The sequence below is a fragment of the Pseudomonas sp. HY2-MNA-CIBAN-0224 genome (genome assembly GCF_040310285.1).
Lineage (GTDB): Bacteria > Pseudomonadota > Gammaproteobacteria > Pseudomonadales > Pseudomonadaceae > Aquipseudomonas > Aquipseudomonas helleri.
In genome coordinates this window covers 35,471-47,331 of sequence record NZ_JBEOPQ010000002.1, presented here as the reverse complement: position 1 = coordinate 47,331, position 11,861 = coordinate 35,471, and the positions used below count along the sequence as shown (strand labels likewise).

The 11,861-nt window shown below is 57.1% G+C and carries 9 protein-coding genes and 1 pseudogene; 5 read left to right on the top strand and 5 right to left on the bottom strand.

Features of this window, described 5'->3' with window-relative positions:
• Nucleotides 1–12: 12 nt before the first annotated feature.
• Nucleotides 13–1,008 (bottom strand): annotated as a pseudogene (locus AAEZ03_RS02120) (aldo/keto reductase).
• Between the two features lie 110 nt (nucleotides 1,009–1,118).
• Here AAEZ03_RS02120 and AAEZ03_RS02115 point away from each other — a divergent pair.
• On the top strand, nucleotides 1,119–2,024 hold the full coding sequence (locus AAEZ03_RS02115) for a LysR family transcriptional regulator (protein ID WP_123750108.1): 906 nt from the start codon (nucleotides 1,119–1,121) through the stop codon (nucleotides 2,022–2,024).
• 66 nt (nucleotides 2,025–2,090) lie between these two features.
• Here the strand turns inward: AAEZ03_RS02115 and AAEZ03_RS02110 are convergent, their stop codons facing one another.
• Nucleotides 2,091–2,225: a hypothetical protein gene (locus AAEZ03_RS02110; protein ID WP_256677180.1), complete on the bottom strand. Its 135-nt coding sequence runs from the start codon at nucleotides 2,223–2,225 to the stop codon at nucleotides 2,091–2,093.
• A gap of 116 nt (nucleotides 2,226–2,341) precedes the next feature.
• Here AAEZ03_RS02110 and AAEZ03_RS02105 point away from each other — a divergent pair, with 116 nt between their 5' ends.
• Entirely contained in the window at nucleotides 2,342–2,530 is a 189-nt protein-coding gene (locus AAEZ03_RS02105) for a hypothetical protein (RefSeq protein ID WP_048373123.1), read from the top strand.
• Here AAEZ03_RS02105 and AAEZ03_RS02100 read toward each other — a convergent pair.
• Entirely contained in the window at nucleotides 2,527–2,913 is a 387-nt protein-coding gene (locus AAEZ03_RS02100) for a fe2+ zn2+ uptake regulation protein (protein WP_048373124.1), read from the bottom strand. The two genes, AAEZ03_RS02105 and AAEZ03_RS02100, sit on opposite strands and share 4 nt — an antisense overlap.
• Before the next feature lie 268 nt (nucleotides 2,914–3,181).
• On the opposite strand from AAEZ03_RS02100, the gene pvdQ reads away from it, so the two are divergent.
• Nucleotides 3,182–5,473: a bifunctional acylase PvdQ gene (gene pvdQ / locus AAEZ03_RS02095; protein ID WP_350575626.1), complete on the top strand. Its 2,292-nt coding sequence runs from the start codon at nucleotides 3,182–3,184 to the stop codon at nucleotides 5,471–5,473.
• Between the two features lie 12 nt (nucleotides 5,474–5,485).
• Here the strand turns inward: pvdQ and AAEZ03_RS02090 are convergent, their stop codons facing one another.
• Nucleotides 5,486–6,487 carry a FecR family protein gene (locus AAEZ03_RS02090; protein WP_350575624.1) on the bottom strand — a complete coding sequence of 334 codons (1,002 nt, stop codon included), beginning with the start codon at nucleotides 6,485–6,487 and terminating at the stop codon, nucleotides 5,486–5,488.
• A 162-nt stretch (nucleotides 6,488–6,649) separates the two neighbouring features.
• Between AAEZ03_RS02090 and AAEZ03_RS02085 the strand changes: the two genes are divergently transcribed.
• A complete protein-coding gene (locus tag AAEZ03_RS02085; protein ID WP_048373129.1) occupies nucleotides 6,650–6,928 on the top strand; it encodes a PepSY domain-containing protein in 279 nt (92 codons plus the stop codon).
• A gap of 75 nt (nucleotides 6,929–7,003) precedes the next feature.
• On the opposite strand, the gene AAEZ03_RS02080 is transcribed toward AAEZ03_RS02085, so the two are convergent.
• Nucleotides 7,004–7,558 carry a GNAT family N-acetyltransferase gene (locus AAEZ03_RS02080; protein WP_350575621.1) on the bottom strand — a complete coding sequence of 185 codons (555 nt, stop codon included), beginning with the start codon at nucleotides 7,556–7,558 and terminating at the stop codon, nucleotides 7,004–7,006.
• A gap of 341 nt (nucleotides 7,559–7,899) precedes the next feature.
• Here AAEZ03_RS02080 and AAEZ03_RS02075 point away from each other — a divergent pair, with 341 nt between their 5' ends.
• Entirely contained in the window at nucleotides 7,900–11,544 is a 3,645-nt protein-coding gene (locus AAEZ03_RS02075; protein ID WP_350575619.1) for a toxin VasX, read from the top strand.
• Nucleotides 11,545–11,861 lie beyond the last annotated feature (317 nt).

Sequence of the window (11,861 nt, the reverse complement as noted above, 5' to 3'; positions counted from 1 at the left end):
CGCCGTGCTGTTTCAGCGATTCAAATGCTTCATCGACTCTTCGCCATAACGCAAACCCGACACCGCGCCCGCCGGGAAGATGGCGGCCAGGGCGGCCCATTCGCTTGAACTCAGCTTGACGTCCAGCGCGGCAACGTTTTCTTCCAGATATTTGCGTTGCTTGGTGCCCGGAATCGGGATCAGGTAGTCGCCCTGTGCCAATACCCAAGCCAAGGCCAATTGCCCGGCGGTGACACCTTTGTCGGCGGCCAGCGTTTGTACTTGCTCCACCAGCCGCAGGTTTTTGCCGAAGTTATCACCTTGAAAGCGCGGATTGGTGCGTCGGAAGTCGTCTGCGGCGAAGTCATCCGGGCTTTTCAGGGCACCGGTCAAAAAGCCTCGCCCCAGCGGGCTGTAAGGCACGAAGGCAATGCCCAGGCGCTCACAGGTGGCCAGGCAGCCGTTTTCTTCCTGGTCACGGCTCCACAGCGAGTACTCACTTTGCAGTGCGCTGATGGGGTGCACTTTGTGTGCACGCTAAAGGGTGGCCGCCGAGGCTTCGCTCAGGCCCAGATAACGAACCTTGCCTGCCTTGACCAGATCCGCCATCGCACCCACGGTCTCTTCAATCGGCACGCTCGGGTCCATGCGGTGTTGGTAGTACAGGTCGAGGGTGTCGACCCCAAGACGTTTCAGGCTGCCTTCTACAGATGCCTTAATGTAGTCGGGATGCCCGCTGATACCACGGGCCGACGGGTTGGCTGGATCGCGCACAATGCCGAATTTAGTGGCGAGAAATACCTGGTCGCGTTTGCCACGGATCGCCTGGCCTATGAGTTCTTCGTTGGTGTGCGGGCCGTACATGTCGGCGGTGTCGAGCAGGTTGATGCCCAACTCCAGCGCGCGGTGCAAGGTGGCCACGGCTTCACGGGTATCGCTACCGGTGGTGTAGAAGTCAGTCATGCCCATGCAACCTAAACCGATCGCGCTGACGTGCGGGCCGTTGTTACCGAGTTGGCGAGTGTGCATGTGAGGTGCTCCTGAGTGGGGGTGGCGCTATTGTTTACCTCGACACGTAGCGGATAAACCGGGTAGAAACGCTATCACTGTTCGTATTTTCTAAATAATAGGGGTGAGGCATGGACCGATTTAACGCGATGCTGGTGTTCACCCGTATCGTCGAGCTGGGTGGTTTTGCCAAGGCCGCAGATAGCCTGCAAATGCCCCGGGCATCGGTAACGGTATTGATCAAGCAACTGGAAGCGCATGTGGGGGTGCAGCTGTTGCATCGCACCACTCGGCAAGTGAGCCCCACCCTCGATGGCGCTGCGTATTATCAGCGGTGTGTGCGGTTGTTGGCGGACCTTGAAGAGTCCGAGGGATTGTTCCGGGGCAGCCAGCCCAAGGGCACCTTGCGGGTTGAGATGCCAGCAGCCGTCGGGCGCCTGGTGGTGTTCCCGGCGCTGCCGGAATTTACCGGGCGTTACCCGCAGATTGATTTGGAAATCGGTCTTAATGATCGGCCCGTCGACCTGATTCGCGAAGGCGTGGATTGCGTGATCCGCGGCGGCCTGACTGTCGACGATTCACTGGTGGCGCGACCTTTGGTGCAGATGGACCAGATGACCTGCGCCAGCCCGGATTATTTGCGAGCCCATGGCGTGCCGCAATCGCTGGACGACTTGAACGGGCATCGCATGATTGAGTATTTTTCCAGCGCCTCGGGCAAGCGCTATGGGCTGGAGTTTCAGCTTGGCGATGACGTCCGTTTGATCAACCTGCCCAAGCAAGTCTCGGTCAACAGTGCCGAGGGCTACCTGGCTGCGTGCGTGGCCGGCTATGGATTGGTGCAAACGCCGCGCTATCACGTGGCGCAACAGGTGCGGGAAGGGAGCTTGCAGGAGGTACTAAGTGATTGCTTGCCGCCGCGTCTGGCGTTGACGGCGTTGTATCCGCCGCATCGGCAACTGTCACCGCGGGTGCGGGTGTTTGTCGACTGGCTGGTAGACCTGTGCAGCCGGCCCGACAGCGGTTTTAAACGGTAAACGTCTGTAGGAGCGAGCTTGCCTCGCGATCTTTTGACCGTTTATAAGATCGCGAGGCGTACAGGCTTAACGCTGGTAATACCCAGGGCCACCACCGTAATAGCGGTGATCGTGATGCCATCCATGGTCAGGGAAAAATACGCACCCGCTCATGGCCAGGATGAGCAACAGCGGAACCAGCCGAATGACACGACGTAACATCTGTAAATCCTCAGGGTTGAGCCGGTGGCAGCTAAAAAGCTTCCTCGGCTGTAAGATGAGACCCTGTTTGTTTCAATTCATCTCCGGCAATTCACATTATTTTTCAGGAACAGGTAATGACTCCTAAGCAACGATTGGTGTACTCGATTTTGATCGCTCTGGTGGTGCTGGGCATCATGTTTGGTCTGTCGTATCTGCAAAACACCGGCGTGATCACCGAAAAAACCTTCCAGTACATCGCCATTGGCGTGGCTGTGGTTGTGGTGGTGATCAACGGTGTGATGCGCCGCAAGACCAAGCTTTAAGCCTCGATTTTACCCATCAGCACGGCTTCAGCCTGTGGATGCAGGCTGTAGCTCTTGTCGCTGTTGAGGACCACCACGCCTTCGCTGCATAAGCGCTTGAGCACTTCACGCACACTCAGAAACGACAGCGGGATATCCAGCGCCAGCAAGTGGCTGTGCATGCCTCGCACCCCCAGCCTGCGGTCGTTACCGGCGGCAGTCAGCAAGGCATCGATGACCTTGAGCCGCACCAGACTGGTTCGCAGTCCGAAGCATTTGAGTAGCTGGCGGATCCGTTCATTACCTTGCAAAGGCGCAAGCGCTTCCAGCAGGCCTGGGTCAGGCTGAAAAGCGGTATTGCGACGCTGTGGGTTGCCATCCGTTGGCAATTGCGGGTTCTGCATGCAAAAACTCCTTTCAGAGCCTGATCAGGAAAATAAAAAAGCGCTCTTACTTAACTAGACGAATGAGCGGCGTAAATCATGAACATCAAAATGTAGAAATTTTGCCGTGAATTATTCTCAATCGCGATTCGATCCCGTGTGGCCGGGGGTTTTAGGCGATTATTAATTTTTTTTAACCTGCTTCGTTTCTTGTACAGGCTGTTCCCGGCCCGCGGTTTTCAATCGATGACGCAGCCGGGCCTTTTGTACTGATCGAGCAGGAGTCCGCGTGAGTATTTCCAAGCCGCTGAGCAAGTCGTGTTGTGCTGCGTTATGCCTGAGCCTGAGTGTGTCCGCATGGGCTCAGACACCCGCCAGCGAGGTGAGTGCCGAGATTCGTCGCACCACGTTTGGGGTGCCGCATATTCGCGCGGCCGATGAGCGCGGGTTGGGCTATGGCATCGGCTATGCCTATGCGCAGGACAATCTGTGCTTGCTGGCCAATGAAGTGGTGACCGTCAACGGCGAGCGTTCGAGGTACTTTGGCCCAGAGCAGATGACCCTCGAAGAGCGCGATAACCTCTCCAGCGACCTGTTTTTTACCTGGCTCAATACCCCACAGGCCGTGGCTGCTTTTTGGCAAGCGCAAACGCCGGAAGTACGTGACCTGATCGAAGGCTATGTGGCCGGTTACAACCGTCAACTCGGCGAACGCAAAGGTCTGCCCGAGCAATGTGACAACCCTTCGGTAAGGCCGATCACCACGGCCGATGTGGTCAAGTTGACCCGTCGCTTGCTGGTTGAAGGCGGTGCCGGCCAGTTCGGGGAAGCGTTGGTGGCCGCTGCGCCACCGCTCACAGCCTCGCACGCGGCAACTCACAATCCGGGGGCTGAGCGGTTTGTTGTGGCGAACGAGCGGATGCAGCGTTTTGACCTGGATCGCGGCAGCAATGCGGTTGCCATTGGCAGCGAACGCTCGCAAACCGGCCATGCAATATTGCTGGCTAACCCGCATTTCCCGTGGGTGGGCGGCATGCGTTTTTATCAGATGCACTTGACCATCCCCGGCAAGCTGGATGTGATGGGTGCGGCTCTCCCGGGCTTGCCGATGATCAACATCGGCTTCAATGCGAACGTGGCCTGGACCCATACGGTGGATACGTCCAGGCACTTCACCTTGTATCGACTTGAACTCGACCCCAAAGACCCGACGCGCTACCTGCTCGACGGTCAGTCGCGAGCGCTGGACAAACAAACCCTGACGGTCAACGTCAAGCAGGCCGATGGCAGCCTGGTGCCGGTGTCGCGAACCCTCTACAGCTCGGTATTCGGGCCGGTGGTGCAATGGCCGGGCAAGCTCGATTGGGATAACCACGTGGCATTCAGCCTGCGTGATGCCAACCTGAACAATGACCGGGTCTTGCAGCAGTGGTACGCGATGAATCAGGCGCGCAACCTCGATGCCCTGCAGACATCGGTAAACACCCTGCAAGGGATTCCGTGGGTCAACACCCTGGCGGTAGATGATCAAGGGCAGGCGTTGTACATGAACGTGTCGGTGGTGCCCTATGTGGACAAGGCCAAGCTGGCGGCGTGCAGTGACCCGCGTGCGGGCCTTGAAATGATTTTGCTCGATGGCAGCCGCAGTGCCTGCGACTGGACGATTGACCCGAGCGCGGCGCAGCCAGGTATTTACCCGGCCAGCCAGTTGCCGCAATTGCGCCGTAACGATTATGTGCAGCACTCCAACGACTCGGCCTGGATGGCCAACCCCAACGCGCCGCTGAGCGGGTTTTCACCGCTTATCAGCCAGGACGGCCAACCGCTGGGGCCGCGTGCGCGTTTTGCCCTGCAACGCTTGAGTCAGCCGGGGCGTGTCAGCGTCGCAGATTTGCAAGGCATGGTGATGGACGACCGGGTGTACCTGGCGGGGCAAGTCATGCCCGACCTGCTGACCGTGTGTGAAGCCCGGCAAGGCCCAGTGTGTGCCAGTCTCAAGGCGTGGGATCAGCAGGCGAATCTCAACAGCGGGATGGGGTTGGTGCACTTTCAGAACATCATGGCTCAGTTGCTTGATGTCCCGGATGTGTGGCGGGTGCCCTTCAATCCGGCAGACCCGCAGCACACCCCGCGTGGTCTGGACCTGGAGCAACCGGCCGTGGTCGAAGCCGTGCAGCACGCGCTGCAGACGTCAGCGGCAGCCGTGGCGGAGCAGGGCTTAACGCCGGAGATGACCTGGGGTGACATCCAGGGGGTCAACAGTGCAGGTCAGCGGATTGCGATCCACGGCGGCCCGGCCACGCTGGGGGTGTATAACGCCATGCAAAGTGTTCCGGTCGAGGGCGGCAAACGTGAGGTGGTCAGCGGCACCAGCTATTTGCAGACCGTGACTTTCGACGAGCACGGCCCACTGGCGCAGGGCTTGCTGGCTTTTTCGATCGCCAGCGACCCGGCTTCAAAGCATTCACGGGATCAAACTGAGGCGTTCTCAAACAAGCAGTGGCCGCGCTTGCCCTTCACCGAGGCGCAGATCAAGGCCGATCCACAGTATGAGCTGACCACGCTTCGGGGCCATTTGTAATTTTGCAGCGCTCTAGCCGCGAGGCAGGGCGTTGATCACCGGCTGGCCGTTTTGATCGACGCGCATATACACCGGCAACACCTTGGGCAAGGACGCCACCAGGTTCGGGATCTCTTTAGTGTTGAAGACCCCGCCAATCCGCAGCTGGCCAGTGGCGGTGTCGGCCAGTGACAGCGGCGTGCTCAGGTAGCGGTTGATCATGGGCAAGGCGTCGGCCAGGGGCAGGTTGTCGAGAATCAACTTGCCATTACGCCAGGCCAAGTCGGGGGCGTTGGCATAGGTCTGGCTGATTTGCGGCGCGTAGTCGCCGCCTTTGTAGCTGGCCTGCATGCCGGGTTCCAGGCGCAAGCCGTCGCCACTCAGGTTCTTGTTGCTGGTGACCAGTACTGACCCTTCCAGCAGCGTGACCCGCACCTGATCTTCGTACATCCACACATTGAACTGGGTGCCGGTGACCCGGATACGCCCGTCAGCCGCCTGAACGACAAACGGGTGTGTCACATCGTGGCTCACTTTGAAAAACGCCTCACCCTTGTTCAGAGTGACCTGGCGCTGATCTTTGTAGTTGAGGTAGGTCAGTTGGCTGCCCAGGTTGAGTTCGACCTGGCTGCCATCTGGCAACGTAGCGTTGACCACGCTGTTGCCTGCCTCAAGGCGTTTATAGGCGCTGGGGATAACACCAAGCTGCCAGCCGCTGTAGGCCGCCACAGGCACCGCGACAAGGGCAATGGCGGCCGCTATGGCCACACGCTGCCAAGGGCGGCGCTGAGCCTTGCGGGGCAGGGGCACGACCTGTGCGACAGTGGGTTGTGGCCGTGGCAAATGCTCGCTGGTGTCCCAGATATCAAGCATTGCTTCATATTCAAAGGCGTGCAGCGGATCAGCGTTTAACCACACAGAAAAAGCGGCGCGTTCCTGGTCAGTACAGTCAGGCTCGTGCAAGCGCATGCACCACTGAGCCGCGGCCTCGGTGATGGCATCGTATTCGGCTTCTGTGAGGCGTGTTTCGCTCATGTGCGCTCCTTGGTGAGGTGCATTCTAACCCTGCGCTTGTGCTAACGAAAACATGAGCCATGTCAAAAGGATGTCATTTATTGCGATGCCAAGGTTTTTCTCTGCTACGGTTACTTCGGCATCTTGGTACCAGACGCAACATCAATTAATGGAGTTAAGAACATGTTGAAGAAAACTTTTGCTGCTGTGCTCACGACTGCTGTTTTGCTAGGCTCCAGCGTTGCGATGGCGCAGCCGAATCTGGATCCGAACTGGGCGTTCTCCAAAGAGCTCGTTGAAGTGCTGAAGAACAAAAACGGTTACACCGTGATCAAGAAAATTGAAGCGGAAAACCCTGCCAATGGCCTCTGGAAAGCTGAAGGCATCAAAGCGGCTGATGGTGTTCAGTACGAAATCATTTTCGACTCGACAGGCAAAGTAATCTCCGAGAAGAAAGACTGATTCTCGCCGATTTCAGTCCAGGCACTCACTGAGTGTTTGCAGCCCGATCCTGCCTGTGCGGATCGGGCTTTGTTTTTAGCGCCTGGCTCTATGTGCGAGCCATTGTTCGCGAGTAATTTCCCATAAGTCGCAAGCATATTTGCCACCGACAAAACTGCCTTCTTGACTGCTCACCAGACGCATTGCGCCACGCTCCGAGATACGCCGAGAGCCCGCGTTGGGGGCGGCCTTGGGCACGCGCATCACTTCGCGGCCCAGCGTCTCAAACCAGTAGGCGTCCACCACAGTGCAGGCTTCGCTCATCAGCCCTTGACCTTGCCAGGGCGGTGACAACCAGAACCCCCGGTGGTTATCGACGTGATCCATCAAGCTGATACTGCCAATGACCTCTTCTGGCCGGGTACGCAAACGCAGTGTCCAGTGCCATTCTTCGCCGCGGGCCATGGCCGGCAGAGCGACGTCACGCAGGTAACTGAGGGCGCCGTCATCGGGGTACGGCCACGGCACAACGTCGTTCAGGTAGCGCACCACCTCCCAATGCGGGAAGCGTTGCTGGATGGCATCAGCATCCGCCAGACTCAAGGGCTGCAGGATCAACCGCTGGGTTTGCAAGGTGGGCGGGACGTGCATGTAAATGGCTCCTTGCCATTAATTTGTATCGAGATTAACTCTGAATACACACCTGCGCTTTACGAGTGCGCAAAAACTTGCGCAGTTAAACGCTGTTTTTACATGGGTTAACGTGCTGTAAGCCCCGTAAATAAAGGGCTGTAGCGAACTGCGCAACTTCTTGCGCAGTACTGAGCAGCTTTTTGCGCACTTTTAACCTGTTTGAGCCAGTTTCGGTGGTGGTTTTGGCCGATGGTTAGCGCCAAACGTTTGTTTTATATGGGGTGTTTTGTTTCTGGCACGGTGCTTGATATCTCGTGTGGATCTAGTAGGCGAGCGTTGCGTTCGCTGGAGGCTCCAAGATGTCAAAGCCGTTCTGGCCCAAAAACCCCAACAACGTCAACCTCTCCCGCGACGATGCGCGAAACAGTATGGGCACCTGCCCGCTGATGAAAACCACCGTGCAGTTGATCCCGCTGCGCTACGCCATCGTCGACAACCCGGCACTCGACCCCGCAAGCGAGGTTGCCATGCCCTACAGCCTCGACGCACGGCCGTTGGGTATCCGGCTGTTGCGTGATGGCTGGTTGTACGTGATTGAGGGCAGCAGCGGCACCTTGTCCGAGTACCGTATTGAAGACGGTCTGGTCAGCGCCATGCTGTGGCAAGGTCAGGCGGTGTTCGACGACGACCGTGAAGCACCGATCCACGAACCGAGACTGATTTACGCCAAAACCAGCACCTTGTACGTCACGTATTCCGAAGTCCCGTGGACCGCGAAAAAGTGCCAGCAAGTGCTGAGCTCGACGTCCGAGCGTAATCACTTCATGCAAGCGGTCGACTTGAGCAAGGCCAAGTGCGACACCGGCGGGCCCCATCTGCTGACCCCGGATATGACCGAGCATTGGCTGGCCGAAGTCGCGATCGAGCGGATCGAGGCAGAGCAACAGAACCCTGCTACCACGCTGGCCGGGCACACCAGCAGCACCCAACAACGGCTTGACGCGGAGCTGCCCGAGCATGAGCGCTTGCCCTACCTATGGGAAAAACCCGCGCGTTTTGCTCAAACCTCCATGAATCGCCTCACCGGCTGCATTCATCCACAGTACCGGCACGACACGCTGTATCTGGTGCTGGAAGACACCTTGGGGGTGATGCGCGATCTGGCCAATTATCAGGACCACGTGGTTGGCTGGATCGACGACTGGAGCAATGGCGGGGCGAAACCGGGCCACAACGAACGCGACTATGTACTGGCGTGCTACATCGAATCCCTTAGCCAGCTCAATGCGCTGGATGTCAAAACGCTGATCGGTGAGAGTACGGACCCGGCGCACAAAGCACTGCTGGATGATTTGCAGGGCATGGCTCAACCGCAGCACGGGGTGACCGATACCGCGATTATTGAGTACCTCGAAAAAGGTGGCTTGATGACCCCGCCAGCGGGCAGCCCGGTGCCAGCGGAGTTGGAGGTGTTGCGTCAACGGGCGCAGATGCTGGCCAATGAGGACCGCTTAAAAGGCACTGCGATGGGCTCAAATGCTCGAAGCGCTGCAGAAGATGTCGACCGTCGTTTCTATACCCGCGAACATTTCCAGGTCGCCCCGGTGGCTTTTGTCGACACACATTTCGAAACCCTGGTTGCCCTGGGCAAGCACCGATTCAATCAAGTTGATGACCTGCTGTACGGCGCAAAATTTGGCCAACGCGGCGTCAATGAACTGATCGACCGCGAAGCAATGGACCGAGAATTACTCGCCCATCGAGCCGGGCTGACGCGCTGGAACCACCTGCTCGATGCCATCACTGCCGACCGGGTCAAACTGATGTGTTCGGGCGCATTTCATAAAGCGGGCTGGTACTTCGACCCGATGGACATCGGCCACGCCGGGCACGCGTTTGCCACTGAATATGCCTGCCTCAAAGACATTTGCCGCAGCGACGACGCTTGTGAACAACTGCTGGCGTACAGCGAGCGCAACCCGCAATTCAGCCGTCCGCTGTACTACACCTTGCCCTACAGCGACCAAACCACGCTGTGGGTGCACTACGCATTTTTGCTGGCCGCGGGCATGGTCCTGTTCAACAACAGCCCTGAACTCCTGGCCCGCCTGCGCAGCATTGAACAGAACCGCTTACCGGCACTGGACGACCTCCCCGACAGCACCCGCTCAGTGGCCAATGCCGCCCTCAACACCCTGACCCCGGCGCTTAATCGCGGGTTGGAAAACGTGCTGGTCAACTTTGACGAATTCTTCAAAAACAACGCCATGCCCGACGTTGAAGAACTGCTGCGCAAACTGCCCGTGGCCCTGAAATCGCGGATAGTGCAGGCCGCCAAAACCGAAGGCGTGACGTTCCATTTTGCGACCCCGCAAGAACAAGCCGCGTTACGCGAAACGCTGCGTGAAACCTTCGAATTGCGCCAGGAAATAGCCCTGCTAAAACAGATACGGGCTAAGTCCAATCGTCAACACGGGCACAAATCTCAGACCTCTCGGGAACTGCTGGAGAAAATTCAATACGACAACCAGCGGCTGGATCTGGAGCAAAGACGGCTGGCAGCCAGCCTTAGCCCCATCCCGGAATTGCCGGATGAACATGCACGGATTTTCGGTTCGACGCAGGGCAAAGCAGGGCTGACAGTCATCTTCCCAAATGAAGGCAAACGGCAAGTGGCCGGGCTGATGGATAACTTTCGCAAAGGTGTCCAGCGCGCGCCGGTGATGAACGTGCTGGGAGATGGCGCGGCGATGTTGCTGTTTGTGGCGCAGGCGGTGAATTTGGTGCAGGTGGTTAAAGAGACTTTGTCTGTTTCACATGATGCTCGTCAACTAACACCATTGATAAGCTCTGCATTTGCAACCGGTGCTGCTGGTTTTGCGGCGGCGCAAGGTGTGTTCGATACAGCTTTAAGTGCTCAGGCAAAAAAGCTTGGTGAGGCACTAGTTACAAACTCGCTAAGTAGACTGCAAGTTACTATGGGTAAGTTGCATGTTGGGTTGGGTGCGCTTAGTTATATTTTTGGATTGGTTGCTGCTGCCATTAGTTTTAATTCTTATCGAGATAGCTGGCTCGCGGCTATACGTAGCGGTAATCGAGGTGCTCAAAGCGGTGCAATAATTGCACTGGTTGCATCTGGAGGTTTAGTTCTTACAAATGCTTATGGTTTGGGTAATACCGTTCAAGCTGGACTTCGGGTGTTGGTGGCTGCCAAAGGTGAGGCTCGTAAGGTCGCTTGGGAGGTTGCTGGAACTCGTCTTAGCGGTGTTTTTTTCCGTTTCAGCTGGGTAGGTAGCTTATTTACGATACTGGAGCTGGCAGGCATTTGGCTTTATAACCGCTACAACACCAGTGCCCATGATCAGTGGCTGCAAAGCACCCCGTGGGGGCTGGATGTTGAGAAGCGCAGGGATTTCAGCCTTCAAGAGTTTCAGCATTACTTGACGTTGCAGCAGCAGGCGCCTTTTGTAGAAATCAAACGTTCAGATAATGAACCGTTTTGGCAAAGCATGCTGGCCGGTGCCAAGCCGGGTGAAATTTTCGTGATCCTGCCGGGGCTGACGCTGGCTGATTATCAAGGCAGGCTGGACGGGCGGGCCAGTCATGGTCTTAAGATCGGCGCACTGCGAATTACAACGTTTCTTCGTGGGGATCGGGGTGTTCCCATGGAGCAGCGCGAGGTTGTAACCGAGCAGGTGCAGGCAGGGGTGTATCGAATGGTGAGCACGCCCGAAAAAGAACAGAGCGGGCCAGCCCCCTTGATGATCAAGCTGACTTATCCACGCAACCCTGAGCGTGCTATCGGCAATATTTCCGAGGAGTTATTGATTGAGCTTGAGCTCCAGTCGTTAGATGACGAGGGGCAATTGGTTCGGCGTAATTACCGTATTCGTTTCAATCCTGTTGAAAGCGGACGCTTTCTCTCGTCAAGGCAGCATTTCGCATCGAACGTGGAAATGCCTTTGTTGGAGGTTGATGTCATGGCATTGGAGCTTTTGCAATGACCACTTCCAAGTCGATATCACCTCAACAATCAGTGGAAGCTTCCCCAAGAAAAGCGGGTGACATAGAGCTTTGTGTTGGCGGGCGACAAACCTACTTGGCTCCTTTGCCGCTGCCCACAGAGGCAGATCCTTGCTGTCCCTATATCAGTGATTACACCGATATTTACTTGGACTTTGGGGGAGGGGAGCCGAATGTTTTTTCGTATCAACTTGTTTTAGGGGCACCATTTAACGCAGCGTTTTTTAGTGCCTTCGGGTTCCCGTTATTGCTTTGGTTTATTGGTTTGGCTTTGGGGTATGGTGCGGAAGAAAGTTGG

Bases quoted from the DNA above. Each gene is read 5' to 3' on its own strand.
- AAEZ03_RS02110 (WP_256677180.1), bottom strand. From the start codon at position 2,225: ATGTTACGTCGTGTCATTCGGCTGGTTCCGCTGTTGCTCATCCTGGCC.
- AAEZ03_RS02085 (WP_048373129.1), top strand. From the start codon at position 6,650: ATGTTGAAGAAAACTTTTGCTGCTGTGCTCACGACTGCTGTTTTGCTA.
- AAEZ03_RS02090 (WP_350575624.1), bottom strand. From the start codon at position 6,487: ATGAGCGAAACACGCCTCACAGAAGCCGAATACGATGCCATCACCGAG.
- AAEZ03_RS02115 (WP_123750108.1), top strand. From the start codon at position 1,119: ATGGACCGATTTAACGCGATGCTGGTGTTCACCCGTATCGTCGAGCTG.
- AAEZ03_RS02080 (WP_350575621.1), bottom strand. From the start codon at position 7,558: ATGCACGTCCCGCCCACCTTGCAAACCCAGCGGTTGATCCTGCAGCCC.
- AAEZ03_RS02100 (WP_048373124.1), bottom strand. From the start codon at position 2,913: ATGCAGAACCCGCAATTGCCAACGGATGGCAACCCACAGCGTCGCAAT.
- AAEZ03_RS02075 (WP_350575619.1), top strand. From the start codon at position 7,900: ATGTCAAAGCCGTTCTGGCCCAAAAACCCCAACAACGTCAACCTCTCC.
- AAEZ03_RS02105 (WP_048373123.1), top strand. From the start codon at position 2,342: ATGACTCCTAAGCAACGATTGGTGTACTCGATTTTGATCGCTCTGGTG.